This window comes from Burkholderia sp. S171 (assembly GCF_009766085.1).
In the GTDB taxonomy this organism is placed as follows: domain Bacteria; phylum Pseudomonadota; class Gammaproteobacteria; order Burkholderiales; family Burkholderiaceae; genus Caballeronia.
Genome location: NZ_LMUF01000071.1, coordinates 69,508 through 85,078 on the forward strand (window position 1 = coordinate 69,508; position 15,571 = coordinate 85,078).

Here is a 15,571-nt window from a genome sequence, read left to right on the forward strand (position 1 = left end):
TTGTGTCGCGTGGCGGCATCGGACTTAATCGATCCGCAATAAAATCCATACAAAGAGCGAGGAGACGAAATGATTCTGTCCGGCCGTTTGTCGGCGAAGCTGGGGGTGCTGCGCATGGCGTTGGGCGCCGTGGCGGCGGGTAGCGCGGTTGCCGTGGTGTCTATGGTCGCTGCGCCTGCCGCGTATGCGGCGGACCCGGTGGCGATCAACATTGTGGACGTCGCGGGGAACCTGCAACTGACGCAGAAGGCGTTCGAGGCCTTCAAGGCGAAGTATCCGCAACTCGTCTCCAGCATTACATTCACGAACGCGCCCGCGCCGCAATTGCCCGGCAAGATCAAGGCGATGCAGGCTGCCGGCCGCTCGGATATCGACCTCGTGCTGACCGGCACGGACGCGCTTGCCGCGGGTATCGAACAAAAGCTCTGGATGAAATTGCTGCCGGAACAAGCTGCGGCATTCCCGGGTGTACTCGATAAATACGCACCCGGTCCGCGCAAGATGCAGGACCTGGCGCAAGGCTACGGCATTGAAGTGACGTACATGCCTGCCGGGCCGTTGATTGAATACAACCCGGCCAAGGTGACCGATCCGCCGAAAACGCCGGAGCAACTGCTCGCGTGGTGCAAGGCGCATCCGGACAAGCTGATCTATGCACGCCCGGCCAATTCCGGTCCTGGCCGCACTTTCCTGATGGGCTTGCCGTATGTGCTCGGCGATAAAAATCCGCAAGATCCGATCAACGGCTGGGACAAGACCTGGGCGTTCCTCAAGCAACTGAACGATTGCATTCCTTACTACCCAGGCGGTACGTCGGCGGTGATGAAGGAGTTGGGCGAAGGCTCGCGCGACATGACGGTGACCGTGACCGGATGGGACATCAACCCACGCGCGCTCGGTCTGGTTCCGGCCGAATACAAGGTCCAGGCCTTCGACAACATGACGTGGGTCAACGACGCCCATTACATGGTGATCCCGAACGGCGTGCCGAAGGAAAAGCTCGACGTGCTCTACAAGATGATGAACTTCATGCTTGAGCCCGCCCAGCAGGCAATGACCTTCGACGACGGTTATTTCTATCCGGGTCCGGCAGTGAAGGGCGTGACCATTGATTCGGCGCCGGCAAAGAGCCAGGAAGTCATCAAGAAGTACGGCCGGCCCGAATACGCGCAGCTGCTGGCCGACCGTCCGCACGTGGTGCCGCTGAGCGCCACCGCGATGGTCGCCGCGTTCCAGAAGTGGGACCGCGAGATCGGGTCGCAGAAGTCGAAATAGTTTTAGACGTTTCGGATATCGAAGTAACTTTTACGGCCGTGCGGCGGCTTGATGAGTGCTTGATAATTGCTCTAAGCGATCTATTCAAGTTTGTCGCGCGGTATCGTTCTTAGTCTCAGGAACCTGCCATGAAGCATCAGTTTGATGAGTTGCGTCTTGATTCGGTCAGCCGCAGTTTCATGAACGCCGAAGGTCAGGCGGTCGCGGCGCTCCGTGGTCTTGCCTTGAACATCCAGCGCGGCGAATTCATCGCGTTGCTCGGGCCGTCCGGATGCGGCAAGTCGACCGCGCTTAACTGCATCGCCGGATTGCAACCGCTGACCGGCGGACAGATCTGGCTCGACGACCAGCGCATTGACGTCCTGCCGCCGGAAAAACGCGGCTTCGGCATGGTGTTCCAGAACTACGCGCTGTTCCCGCATATGTCCGTACTCGACAACGTCGGGTTCGGTCTCAAGATGCGCGGCGTCGCGAAGAGCGAAGCCGCCCGTCGCGCGTATGAAGCGTTGCAGATGGTGCAGCTCATTGGTCAGGAAAAGAAGCTGCCGGGGCAATTGTCCGGCGGACAGCAACAGCGTGTTGCTATCGCCCGCGCGATCGTGATTGAACCGTCGCTCGTGCTGATGGACGAACCGCTGTCGAATCTCGATACTAAGCTGCGCATTGAAATGCGTGCCGAGATCCGGCGTATTCACAGCCAGCTCGGACGCGCGACGATCTACGTGACGCACGACCAGGACGAAGCGCTCTCCATGGCCGACCGCATTGTCGTGATGCGGGAAGGCAGCGTGCAGCAGGTCGCGTCGCCCAAGGAAATCTATGAACGGCCCGGCAACCTGCATGTCGCGCGCTTTTTGGGGTATCGGAACGTGGCACAGTTTACGCTCGAAGGCATGCAGGGCGAAGGCGTGGCCGTGAGCTCGGACGGCGTGCGGCTGATCGGCATGCCAATGGCCGGCTTCGACAGCAAGCGCGTGAGTGTCGCCATGCGTCCCGAAGACCTGGAACGCGCTGCGCCTGGTTCAGAAAATGCGTTCGATGCCGAGGTTCTGACCGTGGAATACGGCGGCCACGATTCGCTGATCCGCGTGAAGGCCGCGTTCGGTAATCTGTGGGCGCGCGTGACGGGTGACGTGGCGGTAGGTGAACCCATTTGCCTGCGCGTCCCGCCATCACGCACGCTGGTGTACGACGGGGAAACGTCATGAGTTCGCCGACCTTGCCAAACGGCCCCCTTCCTTCCGCCGTCCCGCGCGACGCCAAAGCGTGGCTGGTTTCCCCCGCGCTGATCTTCATCCTCGCGCTGTTTGTTTATCCGTTCGTGTACGGCCTCGTGCTGTCATTCCAACCGATGAACGGTGGCTCCGCGTTTGCCAACTACATCGCCTTTTTCACCGATACCGCGATGTGGCCCACCATCATCGTGACCTTGAAGCTGGCGGTGCCAGCGACGATCATCAACGTGGGTCTCTCGGTTCCCGTTGCATTCGCGTTGCGCCGTAACTCGCCGTATCAGAAGTTCGTGACCACGTTGCTGGTAATCCCGGTGACCTTGGGCACGGTGCTGATCGCCGATGGCATGCTGACCTATTTCGGTCCGAACGGCTGGTTCTCGCAGGCGGTGCACGGTCTGCATTTGTATGGCGATGAAGTGCGGCTCACGCATAACTATTGGGGCGTGTTGATATCGCTGGTTGTGTCAGGATTTCCGTTTGCTTTTCTGCTGACGCTCTCGTATGTGACGGGCATTGACCCGACACTTGCGCGCGCTGCTGCAACCTTGGGGGCCAGTCCCTGGGAGCAGTTTCGACAGATCTACCTGCCGCTGCTGATGCCCGGGCTGACCATGGCCGCGTGTTTGTCGTTCGTGCAAGCGTTCTCGGTGTTCCCGTCGGCAGTGCTGCTCGGCGCGCCGGCCGGACCAACACGGGTGATCTCGATAGCCGCGGCCGAAGCCGCATTCGAAAGCTATGATTATTCCCTCGCCTCCGCGATCGCGATGGTGATGGGCTTCGTACAGTTGCTGGTGGTGGCGGCCATGCTGAGCACGCGCCGTTTCTTCTACACAGGTCCGGTGACCGGAGGTAAAGGCTGATGGCGACCGATAATCATGTACCTGCCTGGACGGCTTCGACTCCCGCTTCCCCTCAAGTCTCGGCTCCTCGCGACAGCCGCAACGACGGCGCGCAACCGGCCAAGCCGATGAAACCCCGCGTCAGCCTGGGGGACCGCCTCTGGAAGATGTTTGTCTGGGGTGCAATGGCGTTTTTCCTGTTCAACGTCTTGTTGCTGATTGCAACCGTTGCCGTCAATTCCGTCGCAACGCGCTGGTTCGGTACGTTGCTGCCGCCGGGGTTCACGCTGCACTGGTACGCGCAGGCATGGAGCGACTTCCAGCTTGCGAGCGTGTTGTGGGTGACCATGGAAGTGGTCGGCGCGGTGGTGATCCTGTCAATCGCGCTCGGCGTGCCGGCCGCGTATGCGCTTGCCCGTGTGCAATTTCGCGGCAAGCGTTTCGCCATGCTTGTGTTTCTGTTGCCGCTGATGGTCCCGCCCGTCACCTACGGTATCCCGATGGCAACCGTCATGTACAAGGTCGGTCTTGCGGGAACCTTGAGCGGCGTGATCCTGGCGAACCTGGTGCCGGCGCTGCCGTTCGTCATTCTCGTGATGACGCCGTTCATTGAACAGATCGATCCGAATCTTGAAGCAGCCGCGCGTATTTTTGGTGCGAACACGGCGAAGTATTTCCGCTATGTGCTGCTGCCGCTGCTGATGCCGGGCATGTTGGCTGCGGGCTTGCTGGTGCTCGTTCGCACTATCGGCATGTTCGAACTGACGTTCTTCACCGCCGGGCCGACCACGCAGACGCTGGTGGTCGCGCTGTATTACGCGGTGTTTTCGACGGGTGTGCGCGCGCCTCAATCCATTGATGCCATGGCGATGATCTACATGGCGATCACGCTGGTATGGGTACTGATCGCGCTGCAGTTCGTGAGCCCGACGCAACTCGTTTCACGCGTCAAGGAACAGCGGTAGTGATGATGGCCGCCGACCGTCAGCTATCGATCGTCGGTCGTCAAACTACAACTGTTTCGTATAACTGATAAAAGCGCGAACAGCCGGCGCACGTTCGTGCCGGCGAAATGCCAGAGCGACTTCCGATACGATCGGTTTTCCAGCAATCGTCTTATAGACCACGCCTGGAAATGCAACACAGTCGCTGAGCGTGCGCGGTACGACCGCAACATTTCCTCCTAGCGAAACACAAGCCAGTACCGCGGCCAACGGTCCAGGCCTTGGGCCCAACTGGGGTTGAAAACGCCCCCTGCGCCCCACTTCAAACGTCCCAAAGTCCTGCTCAGGCAACGCGAACACGCAGTCACGCAATTGAGCGGGAGAAACACTTGCCGATTCCGCCAGCGGCGAGTCTTCAGGAATGGCCAGAATGAAATGATCGCGATACAGCGTGATTGCCTGGATTCCCTCTGGATAGTGCATGGGCGGCCTGACATACGCGACGTCGATTAGGCCTTCAGCAAGCATTGCCGGCACGCGGTCCATCAGCAGTTCGCTAAGGACGATCTCGATGCGGGGATTGTCGCGGCGAAATCCCCGGACGGTGCTTTGAAGCACTCCCGCAAATGCCGCCGACGCAATGTATCCCACTTCGATCCTGCCCAGTTCTCCACGCTCAGCGAGCGCAGCAAGTTCCTGCCCGCGAGACAAGTGGGCGAGGGCGGCCAGCGCTTCAGGCAAATAAGCTTCTCCCGCCGCCGTCAATGCAACGCTGCGTTTGGTCCGATGAAACAGACGCACATTCAACAGCCGCTCGGTTTCCTGAATCTGCTTGGTGAGCGAGGGCGGTGCAATGTCCAGCTCTTCCGCCGCGCGGGAAAAGTGGAGGTGCCTGGCAACGCAAACGAAGCATCGGATATGGCGAAGTTCGAGTTTCACTGTATTAACGTTTTCGTGAATAATTCTGTGATCTTACGTTAGTGACGGCTAATACCGTTACAGATAGCATGACCACCATCAATTTCATCTCGATGGTGGCGTCCATGTTGCAAAGAAGTCCGCGTGCAAGTCATGAGGCAAGCGTTGAGCAAAACCATGAGCAATCGCCCCATCCTGCGGACAACGAGCCTTCGCCGGACACGGATTCAAACCCGGCGTTGACCCGGCGCGCAGCCCGATTCGTGTTGGGCACCGCCTCGGCCACCTGCGCGCTGATCGTTCTCGATACCAACGTGGTCGCCGTTTCCCTGCCCTCGATCGCGCGATCGTTCCACGTGGGTTTTGCTGACGTCGAATGGGTCGTAAGCGCCTACATGGTTGCCTTTGCATCGTGCTTGCTGGCCGCTGGCGGCATAGCCGATCGCTTCGGTCGAAAAAAACTGATGATGATCGGCCTGGGTGTCTTCTGTCTGGCATCGCTCGGATGCGGCCTTGCGCCCACCGCGCTGTTCCTGAATCTCGCTCGCGCGGTAAAAGGAGTGGGCGCGTCGATGTTGCTGACCGCCGCGCTCGCCGTGATAGCCAACACCTTCCAGGAGGGACCTGCGCGAGCGCGAGCCTGGGCTGTATGGGGCATGTGCATGGGGCTGGCGACTACGGTCGCGCCGTTAGTCGGCGGCGTGATTACGCAATGGCTCGGGTGGCGGTGGATCTTCCTCCTGAACCTTCCAGTGTGTGCTGTACTCGCCTGGTGCGTGCGCCACGCTATTCGCGAGTCACGTAACCAAAACGCTGGCCCAATCGATGTCATGGGGAGCCTGTTGTTCGGCGCCTCCTTGGCGCTTGGCATCTGGGCGCTGATCGGAACGCAAACAAACGGCTGGCAAAGTCTGCCTACAATAGCCAGGTTCTCGGGATGTGCAGGATTACTTATCGCGTTTCTGAAGCTGGAAAAGCACCGCGCGCATGCGATGATCGACTTGTCGCTGTTTCGGCAGCCGCGTTTTGTTGCGGCTGTGCTTAGCATGTTCGGCTACGCAGCGTGTGCTCAAGTCATGATGACGTTCCTGCCGCTGTACTTGCAGAATGCGTTCGGATGGCCGGCGGTCAGCGCGGGCGTCGGTATGCTGCCGTTTGCCACGGCCATGATCGCGGGTCCTTATATAGGGGCGTGGCTTGCGGGACGGCTTTCCAGCGTTACGCTGCTGATAGTCGGGCTTGGCTTGATCGGCGCGGGGAATTTATTGACTGCGTCAGTATCAATGGACCAAAGGTACTGGCTGGTCGCACTCGGCATGATCGTCACCGGTTTGGGTGCCGGCATCCTGAACGGGGATACGCAGAAGGCGATCATGGCGTGCGTTCCGCCCAATCGAACTGGCATGGCTTCAGGCATCAGCACGACCACACGGTTCACCGCGATCGTCACGTCAGTTGGGGTGCTTGGCGCCGTGCTTGCATCGCGGACTCAAACAGCGCTCGACTTAGCCTTGGTCAATGCTCCCGCCGTAAGGAATTCGCTTGATACCGACTTCATGTCCAGACTGCTAGCCGGCGATGCGGTTCACGCGACTGAGCGTTTGACGCCAGCCGCTAAAGCGTTCCTGGCAACCGCGGCCCCGGCAAGTTTCGCAAATGGTTTTGCGTCGGCGCTGTGCGTGGCGGGCGTGCTCGCCCTCGTTATTGCTGCGATCGTATGGGGTTTGGCGGGGCGACGTATGCGTCCTGCGACGCAACCGCTCAGACAGGGATGAGGATGGGTCTCTCATGCTTGGCCGCCCTGAGGCTTACTTAGCGTCCGGGCGAAAATCCTTAAGATCGGGCAAACTCCCGGCTTAGCCGTTTGTGCTTCAAGACAGTCCGGCAAGAGGTAATCAGGCAGATACGCGCTCCCTTTGCCATTATTGTCCCGGACACGTGGCTGTCATACTAGGGCACTTAGCTTAGTGCCATGGAATACGCGGATTACACACCGGGATTATTCACGAGATGACTGAACCAGCAAACGCACTTACCCTGCGCGACATCCGCCGTGCTGTCGAGAGCGGTGCCCTGACAATCCAGCAAAGTATTGAATCCGCAGACAAAGCCGCCCGACAAGCCCAACCGTGGTTGCACGCATTCAGTTATCTGCCGGACGCGCCCGTGGTCAATCAAGCTAGCATAGGGTTGCCGCTCGCGGGTATTCCCATCGGCATAAAAGATCTCATCGACACGGCGGATATGCCGACCGAGTACAACTCGCCGGCATACGCGGGCCGCACGCCCGAGACGGATGCGGTCTTAGTGGCGCGCTTGCGGCAAGCAGGTGGAAGCATCGTAGGAAAGACGGTTACAACGGAGTTCGCCTGGCGCCAGCCGGGTCCGACCGTCAATCCATGGAATGAAAAGCATACGCCCGGCGGCTCGTCCAGCGGCTCTGCCGCGGCCGTGTCAGCGGGGATCGTTCCGCTTGCATTCGGGACGCAGACGTTTGGTTCCGTCATTCGCCCTGCAGCATATTGCGGCGTCGTAGGGTTTAAACCGACCTATGGGAGCATTGCCAGAACCGGTGTGTTGCCGCTGGCGCCATCGCTGGATCACATCGGAATCTTTACTGGCAACGTCGCGGACGCGGCGTACGCTTTTAAAGTCGTATCGGGTCCCGATGACCAGGACTTCCACTCTTCCCACGTACACAGCTCGAACAAAAAACCCGGCAACGACGGCAACGCGGTCATCCGTATCGGCCTGCTGCACAGGCAGGTCGGCAGTGCGATGGAACCGGCTCAGGACAGCGCGTTGGCCGGGCTGGCTGCGCAACTGAAAGCCGATGGAGCGGAAGTCGTCACGGTCGATTTGCCCGCGGAACTGGAGGGCATGGGGCCGCTGGTATCGGCGATCCTGGCGGTAGAAGCCGCGGTGGTGCACGGTGCGCTGCTGGACCGCTCGCCCGGCCTGGTCAGCCCGGTGATGACGTCGTTGATCAACGAGGGTCGCGGCGTATCGAGCATCGACTATGCGCGAGCGAGGGCGGCGCAAGTGCGGTTGGCCCATCTCTTTGACCGCTGGTTGCAGGAAGAGATGGGTCTTGATGTACTTCTCGTCGCGCCGGCCACAGGGGAAGCGCCGGTCGGTCTCGACTATACCGGCGACGCTTCGCTGTGCGCGCCATGGACCTTCCTGGGCGTTCCCGCCATCGCCCTGCCGATTGCCCTCGGGCCCGCTGGTCTTCCGCTTGGCGCTCAACTGATCGGCGCGGCACAACACGACGAGCGTTTGCTCGCGGTGGCAGAGTGGGTGGAAGCGCGAGCGAGCTGGCAGGCTGTGAGGCTGCAGGCAAACACCGGTCCGCATAACGCCTGACGGTTTGGATTCCTGGCGCGTGCAACGCGTATGACGGATCAAGACGACCCGCGTTCCCGCCCAAATTCGCGCGTTTGCATCGCGTACGTTGGGAACGCCGGAGGCACGACACGTTCTACGGATAAGACCAGGAAACCGTAGAATGCAAAAGCATTCGGACAACCAACACGCGACTGTACGCACCCGTTAGTGGCGCACTAACACTGAAGGCCCTCTATGTCAGGAGCAGTCTTGTGAAAGATCCGCTGGTTCTTGGCTTCGTGCTGATCGTGTTGGATGTCGTGCTGTGGCGCGCAGCATTTCCACGCAACGACACTGCTCGCTTGCTGCTCAGACTGGTGATTTTCGCGCTATTGAGCGCGCTGTTGTTTGAATCGGCGCTGAGTCCCTTCACGCCGGCGCCGTGGCCTGAGTCTCCGGGCCGTCATCTCGCGGCCCAGATCCTCGAGGTTTCGTGGTGGCTCATCGGCGCACGTCTTCTCACGCTGTCGCTGGACGCAGCGTTCCGGTCGCGACAGTGGCACAGGGAACGCCTGTTCCAGGACGTACTGGGTGCGCTGGTTTTTCTTGCCGCCGTTGTCGCGTCGCTGGCGTTCGTGCTGGGGTTGCCTGTGACCGGACTGGTTGCCACCTCCGGTGCGCTGGCTATCGTGCTGGGTCTCGCCATACAGAGCACGCTTAGCGATGTGTTCGCCGGGATCGTGCTGAACACGACCGAGCCGTATCACATTGGGGACTGGGTTTCGGTCGATGGCGTGGATGGGAAAGTGTTGGAAATGAACTGGCGTGCAACGCATCTGCTCACGTCCCAAGGCAATGTTGTCATTGTCCCCAACAGTGTGGCGGCCAAGGCAAAGATCACCAACAGTAGCCGTCCCGTTGCACTTCACGGCGTGTCCATTGCGCTCCAGATTTCACCGGAAGAACGTCCGGCGACCGTCCTTGGCGCGTTGGAGCGCGCGGTAGCGGGAAGCAATAAGGTGCTGCAAACACCGGCACCGTATGCGCTGATCAAGAAAGCCTCAATCGACTCGATCGAATACGAAGTCACGGTTTATATCGATGACATGGGCAAGTCGGTGGCCGTGACGAACCAGCTTTACGACCTGTGCCATCGCCATCTCGCCGCTGCCGGAATCGAGCTTTGGCCGCTGAGCGTTCCAAGGCCGCCACGCCACGACGCCGCCGACAGCAGGCAACGGCTTCTGTCACACGTCGATCTCTTCCGGGCCTTGAAGGGTGAAGAAATCGAAGCCCTGTCCAAGCGGCTGTCGCGCCACGAATATGAAACGAACCAGGTGGTCGTCAAGTCCGACGAGGTGACGGACTACCTGATGATCGTCGAGTCGGGTGTCCTGTCGGTAATCGTGACGGGACCCTCCGGCCCGGTCGAATCCGCGCGCTTGGGACCTGGAGACTCGATCGGTGAAGCGGGCGTTCTGGCGGGCTTGCCGGTTCAGGCGCAAGTGACGGCGTTGACGCGCGCGCTGATCTATCGGCTGGACAAGGCGGACCTGACACCCTTGTTAAAGAGCCGGCCAGAAATAGGCCAGCAGATGTGCCACCTGCTTTCGCAACAGCAAGACTCTTTGCGCAAGCTGAACACCGAGATACCCGTGGTGGTGGATAGCGAACGCACACTGCTCGACTGGCTGCGCGAAGGTATGCATAAGCTGCATGAACTCACGACTTAACGAATCCACGAAGCGAACCGCTGAGCCGCGCAACGCTTGGCCGGTATAAAACCCTCTTTAACGTGAACGGGATACTGCTTGGCGGCCAAGAGAACAACGCGGGCTGTCACTCATGTGAAGCCACCAATGATCCGGCCGCTTCGCCGCGCTTGAACGCCTCGATGTCCCTATACCTTGCACCGGGATGCCCGGCCGGCAACAAGCGTCCCTTGCCGAACAGCTTTTCGCGCAGCGTGCCGGGCGTATATTCCCGCCGATAAACACCGCGCTTCTGCAACTCCGGCACCAGGTAATGGACTATGTCCTCGAAGGTCTCGTGAGCGACCGCATACGCGAGATTAAAACCGTCGACGCCGGTCTCTTCCACCCAGGTCTGCAGAATATCGGCAACGGTTGCCGCCGAGCCAACGAAGACTGGTCCCATGCCGCCGATACCGCCCCATGCCGCGAGTTCGTCGATGGTCCAGGACTTCGCACCGCCCGCCAGATGTTCAATAGCAGAGACAATAGCGTTGGTTTCCACCTTCTTAACCAGATCGGTCGGCGCGTACTGACCGAAGTCGACGCCCGTCCAACCCGACATGAACACGAGCGAGCCATCGTACGAGGTGTATCGGCGATACTCCTCGAACTTTGCCTGCGCCTTGGCATCCGTCTCATCCACGATGACCGTGACCAGGTTGTAGATCAGCAATCCACCCGGATCACGTCCCGCCCGCGCAGCCTGTTCGCGGACGTCAGCAACGTAAGCCTTTAACACTTCCTTCGTCGGCGCGGCGACGAATACGCACTCGGCGTGTTGGGCGGCGAACGCCTTGCCTGCACCCGACGCGCCAGCCTGATAGAGAACAGGCGTGCGTTGCGGCGAGGGTTCGCAAAGATGGTAGCCGGGCACGTCGAAGTATTTGCCGTGGTGACCTATCTCATGCACCTTCTCGGGGTGCGTAAAGACGCGGTTGTGGCGATCCCGGACCACGGCGTCTTCTTCCCAGCTTCCCTCGAAAAGCTTGTACAGCACTTCAATATATTCCGCCGCCACTTCGTAGCGGTTAGCGTGCTTGCGCAAGCCCCCTTCGCTGATGTTCTTCGCGCCGCTCTCAAGATAAGACGTCACGATATTCCATCCCACGCGGCCTTTGGTGTGATGGTCCGCTGTTGAAAGGCGGCGAGCGAACGTGTAAGGATGCTCGAACGTTGTCGACGCCGTGATGCCGATGCCCAGATGCTCGGTCACCATCGCGATAGGCGCCGCAAGCTGCAGCGGATCGTTGACGGGGATCTGCGCGGCCTGATGGATCGCGTGATAGTTGCTGCCCTTGTAGACGTCGTAATAGCCGATCACGTCGGCTATGAAGATGCCATCGAAGAAACCCCTTTCGAGAATTTTTGCAAGATCCGTCCAGTACTCAAGGTCCTTGTATTGCGATGACCGGTCGCGCGGATGAGACCACAAGCCCGGCGACTGATGGCCGACGCAGTTCATCTCGAACGCATTGAAATGGATGGCTTTGCTCATGTTGACCGGCTTCTCTATTTGCACTAACAGCCGGACAATCTAGTCGCCAAATTGTCGGCGCGCTCTAACGATTTCAGCTTTGCATATGCGCGTGGCTGTAAAGGACGGCGCTTCCATTCAGTGCAGGCGGCCGACCATGAAGGCTTGCCATCAAGCGGGTCATATTGAAAGAAAAACTCGTTCTTTGCGTGACGCGATCGCTATCCGTATAAAGCTTCTTTGCCGTGCAACCCGCAAGCCGAAGGAGGCGCATCTTGAGTACCGTCGATATTGAAACTGCCCTGCCTGCGTCATTGCCGATCGGATCGGCCAGCGACGTATCGCGCTTGATCAACACAAGCCTCTCGAAGAACAATCACGCTTCGAAGCAGCCGCCGGTCAAATTCCGCGTGCTGTTCCAACGGCCTTATCTGCAGCGAACGCTTGTTGCCAGTGTGATGAATCTCTGCATCCCGTTCGAATACACGGCGATCGCTTTCTTCCTGCCATCTATCCTGTCGCAATTCCTGGGCGCCGGCGTGTTTGAAACCATCGCGGCATCGCTTGGGCTGAACGTGTTGTTCGCTTTGACGGGCGGTTTGCTCGGCATGCGGCTCGCTTATAAATTCCCCTCGCGTCATGTTGCAATCGCGGGCTTTGCGCTGCAGTTCGTGTCACTGATTGCGCTCGCATTGATCGGCCACCCGCAGGCGGCGCTCGGTATTGGCCTTGCCGTTCTGATGCTCGGTACATGGTTGTTCGCTGAAGGTTTCGGCCCGGGCGCGCAGATGATGATCTATCCGGCCTTGTCTTACCCGACGTCCATTCGCGGCACGGGCGTAGGCTTCGGCCGATCGCTCGCGGGCATTGGCAGTGCACTCGCGTTGTTCGTCTTGCCGATCCTCAAGGCGAGGTTTGGCCCCGACATGTTCTGGATCGTTGCATTGGCCGCTGTGATCCCGATCGTGTTCCTGGTGCTGATCCGATATGAGCCAACCGAGCACGATATTGACGACGAAAACGCGGTCACGCCGGCGACGACGTGACCGCCGAGCTGCCCGTGATGATCGCGAGGTCAGTGTCGAAACGCTTCGGCCCGACGGTCGCGCTCGATCGATTTGACCTCTCCGTTGCTGCGGGCGAAGTCGTGGCGCTAATGGGCGCCAACGGGGCGGGAAAGTCCACGATCGTCAAGATACTCAGCGGTGTTTATCCCGGCGATGGCGGCTCGCTTGAACTGCACGGCCAGCCGTACGCGCCGGCCTCACCGCAGGAAGCGAAGGCGCTGGGCGTAGCGACAATGCATCAGTCGATCGCCGATACCGTCGTGCCCACCCTGTCGATCGCGGACAACCTCCTGCTCGATCGTTTCAACAACGCGGCCACGCCATGGTTTGTTACGCCCGCCGCGCGGCTTGAGGAGGCACGCGCCATTGCTGCGCTGGTTGGCCTCGACATCGACCTGCGAGCGCCGCTGTTCACGCTGCCGATTGCGACGAGGCAGCTTGTCACCCTGGCTCGGGCGCTGGCAGTCAAGCCAGCAGTGCTCATACTCGATGAACCGACGGCAAGCCTTTCGGCCGCCGAAGCCGAACGTCTCTTTACCGCACTCGATAGGTTGCGCGAGCGCGGTGTCGCCATGCTGCTGGTTTCGCATCGATTGGGTGATCTTAAGCGCATGGCGGACAGGGTGGTCATCGTTCGCGATGGCCGGCTGGTAGCCAATCTGAAAACGCCGATCGACTTCGACGATGCCACCGAAACAATGATCGGCCGCGCATTGCCGAAGGCGCGTGAACGAAAAACGGTGCGTTCGGTGGCGAATCAGGGGCTTCAGGTCCAAGGCCTGAAGTTGTTCGCCGGTACCGATAGCCCCGCGCTCGACTTCGACGCTGCTCGCGGCGAGATCGTCGCGTTTGCCGGCCCCTTGGGCGGTGGCAAGTCACGGCTTGCCAGGACGCTGTTTGGTATCGAACGCGTTGTCGCCGGCACGATGACACTCGATGGTCAGCCATGGCAGCCGCACTCTGCTGCCGAGGCAATTCGCCGCGGCGTTTTCCTGGCAGGTGAGGACCGTTGGAGCTCGTCGCTCTTTCCAGACAGCGTGCCGTTCGCATCGATTGAAGGCACGTTGAGTTTTCCGTATCTGTCGAAGTGGTTCAAGAGCGGGTGGATCAATAGATCGCGCGAACGCTGCGAGGCCGCGTCGGCCATTGAGCGCTTCTCCATTCGATGCAACGGCCCGGCGGATCGCATGATTAACCTCTCAGGCGGCAATCAGCAAAAGGTCGTACTCGCGCGCTCGCATGCGGAACCCGCACGCATGTTGTTGCTGGACGAGCCGTTCCAGGGTGTCGACGCCGGCGCTCGCGCAGACATTGCCGATGTGTTGCGAGCGAACGCAGCGGGGCGGGTGACGCTGGTGTTCGTTAGCGCCATCGAAGAGGCGTACGAAGTTGCAGACCGCGTGCTGCACTTCGATCGTTCGATCATTGAAACAGACATTGAAGATCTTGCCGGAGCCTGACGTATGAAATTTGGCGCTTCTACCGAAGCACGCTCCGTCGTTCGAACGGAGTTCAGACACACCAGCATCAGGACGAAGCTGGAACGCAGTGGCATCGTCTTGCTGCTGGTCGCAATGGGCGCCGTATTTACATGGCGTGAACCGGCATTCCTGAGCGTGGACAATCTGTTCAGCATCTTGCAGGCTGCGTCGATTGTCGCGCTTCTGGCCGTGGGCGTCAGCATTACGTTAGCGGTGGGTGGCTTCGATCTGTCGGTCGGCAGCACGGCTGCAACGGCGCAGATGGCCGCGAGCTACGTGCTGGTGGTGTGGCACGGCAACGCGCTTGCTGCCGTTGCGGCGTGCCTTGCGTTAGGCGTGGGTGCGGGACTTTTTAATGGCTTGCTGATCACGCGCCTTCGCGTCCCGGACCAGCTCGCGACGCTTGGAACTCTGTTCCTGCTAGCGGGCTTGCAACTGATTCCAACGGGTGGGCGATCGCTTGCGACCGGCAGCATCCTGCCGGACGGCACGGAGGCTACCGGTGCGTTTCCGGCGGCCTTCCTGGCGTTGGGCCGGGCCCGCTGGCTGGACGTCGTGCCGGTGCCGGTCATCGTGCTGGCGGTGGTGACGCTGGTGGCAGTGCTCGTCATGGAATTCACACGATGGGGTCGCGTGCTCTATGCGACCGGCGGCAACGAGACGGCCGCGCGGCTCGCGGGTGCGCCGACGGCGCGTTATCGCGTGGCAGCGTATGTGGCATCGGGTGTGATCGCTTCGCTCGGGGGCGCGTTGATTGCCGCGCGCGTCGGGCGTGGCGACGTGGGTGCTGGCAATTCGCTGCTTCTGGATGCGGTTGCCGCGGCGCTTATCGGTTATGCGGTGTGGGGTGCGAAGCGTCCCAACGTACTGGGGTCGGCGGTTGGCGCCGTGTTTGTCGGTGTCTTGCTCAATGGGCTGACCATGCTCAATGCGCCTTACTACATGCAGGATTTCATTAAGGGTGCGTTGCTTGTCGGTGCGCTGGCGTTTACGTTTCGCATTGGACGGGGGCGGTGAAGTCACCTTAGGTTGCGGACGGGTTGGTTTGTTGGGCGTTACGGGGTTTGGGGTTAGTGGTTGGGGTCAATGCACGGTTGCTATGTTAGCGGTCGGGGTTATTGCCGGGGTGGTGCTTTCGGGGTTAGTGGTCTGCGAGAGTCGGATTTTCTCTTTATCACTGTTAGCCACTGCGCGTGGCGGCGCGTCATTTCTGATATGACTTTCCGTGTCAAGCGGTGTTGTTCAGGTTTTAATTTC

Annotated in this window: 11 protein-coding genes and 1 pseudogene; 10 read left to right on the plus strand and 2 right to left on the minus strand. The window is 60.2% G+C overall.

Annotation, left to right across the window (positions count from 1 at the left end; translation table 11 throughout):
• The first annotated feature begins 114 nt into the window (after positions 1 to 114).
• From GSQ93_RS36615 to GSQ93_RS36630, 4 genes are all read left to right on the plus strand, one after another.
• Positions 115 to 1,275 (plus strand): extracellular solute-binding protein, encoded by a 1,161-nt coding sequence (locus GSQ93_RS36615; RefSeq protein WP_254074252.1) that lies wholly within the window; start codon positions 115 to 117, stop codon positions 1,273 to 1,275.
• Between the two features lie 128 nt (positions 1,276 to 1,403).
• Positions 1,404 to 2,483, plus strand: a complete 1,080-nt coding sequence (locus GSQ93_RS36620; protein ID WP_158941104.1) for an ABC transporter ATP-binding protein — start codon at positions 1,404 to 1,406, stop codon at positions 2,481 to 2,483.
• A complete protein-coding gene (locus tag GSQ93_RS36625; RefSeq protein ID WP_158941105.1) occupies positions 2,480 to 3,370 on the plus strand; it encodes an ABC transporter permease in 891 nt (296 codons plus the stop codon). Before GSQ93_RS36620 ends, GSQ93_RS36625 begins: the two co-directional genes overlap by 4 nt.
• Positions 3,370 to 4,314, plus strand: coding sequence for an ABC transporter permease (locus tag GSQ93_RS36630; protein ID WP_158941106.1), 945 nt, complete (start codon positions 3,370 to 3,372; stop codon positions 4,312 to 4,314). The genes GSQ93_RS36625 and GSQ93_RS36630 overlap by 1 nt, the downstream gene beginning before the upstream one ends.
• A 45-nt stretch (positions 4,315 to 4,359) precedes the next feature.
• Here the strand turns inward: GSQ93_RS36630 and GSQ93_RS36635 are convergent, their stop codons facing one another.
• Positions 4,360 to 5,232: a LysR family transcriptional regulator gene (locus tag GSQ93_RS36635; protein ID WP_158941107.1), complete on the minus strand. Its 873-nt coding sequence runs from the start codon at positions 5,230 to 5,232 to the stop codon at positions 4,360 to 4,362.
• A gap of 68 nt (positions 5,233 to 5,300) precedes the next feature.
• Here GSQ93_RS36635 and GSQ93_RS36640 point away from each other — a divergent pair, with 68 nt between their 5' ends.
• The 3 genes from GSQ93_RS36640 (at position 5,301) to GSQ93_RS36650 (ending at position 10,271) form a co-directional block, all read left to right on the plus strand.
• Positions 5,301 to 6,986, plus strand: coding sequence for an MFS transporter (locus tag GSQ93_RS36640; protein ID WP_254074248.1), 1,686 nt, complete (start codon positions 5,301 to 5,303; stop codon positions 6,984 to 6,986).
• Positions 6,987 to 7,221: 235 nt separating this feature from the next.
• Positions 7,222 to 8,577 (plus strand): amidase, encoded by a 1,356-nt coding sequence (locus GSQ93_RS36645; protein WP_158941108.1) that lies wholly within the window; start codon positions 7,222 to 7,224, stop codon positions 8,575 to 8,577.
• Between the two features lie 233 nt (positions 8,578 to 8,810).
• Complete coding sequence (locus GSQ93_RS36650) at positions 8,811 to 10,271, plus strand: mechanosensitive ion channel family protein (RefSeq protein WP_158941109.1); 1,461 nt, start codon at positions 8,811 to 8,813, stop codon at positions 10,269 to 10,271.
• 106 nt (positions 10,272 to 10,377) lie between these two features.
• Here GSQ93_RS36650 and GSQ93_RS36655 read toward each other — a convergent pair whose 3' ends face one another.
• The gene (locus GSQ93_RS36655; RefSeq protein WP_158941110.1) at positions 10,378 to 11,787 is read right to left on the minus strand and encodes an LLM class flavin-dependent oxidoreductase; all 1,410 of its coding nucleotides are present in this window, start codon (positions 11,785 to 11,787) and stop codon (positions 10,378 to 10,380) included.
• A 272-nt stretch (positions 11,788 to 12,059) separates the two neighbouring features.
• Between GSQ93_RS36655 and GSQ93_RS36660 the strand changes: the two are divergent.
• From GSQ93_RS36660 to GSQ93_RS36670, 3 genes and pseudogenes are all read left to right on the plus strand, one after another.
• Positions 12,060 to 12,812, plus strand: a pseudogene (locus GSQ93_RS36660) (MFS transporter); the annotation flags it as partial.
• Between the two features lie 17 nt (positions 12,813 to 12,829).
• On the plus strand, positions 12,830 to 14,293 hold the full coding sequence (locus tag GSQ93_RS36665) for a sugar ABC transporter ATP-binding protein (protein ID WP_158941118.1): 1,464 nt from the start codon (positions 12,830 to 12,832) through the stop codon (positions 14,291 to 14,293).
• Positions 14,294 to 14,296: 3 nt separating this feature from the next.
• Positions 14,297 to 15,331 (plus strand): ABC transporter permease, encoded by a 1,035-nt coding sequence (locus tag GSQ93_RS36670; RefSeq protein ID WP_158941111.1) that lies wholly within the window; start codon positions 14,297 to 14,299, stop codon positions 15,329 to 15,331.
• Positions 15,332 to 15,571: the final 240 nt, after the last annotated feature.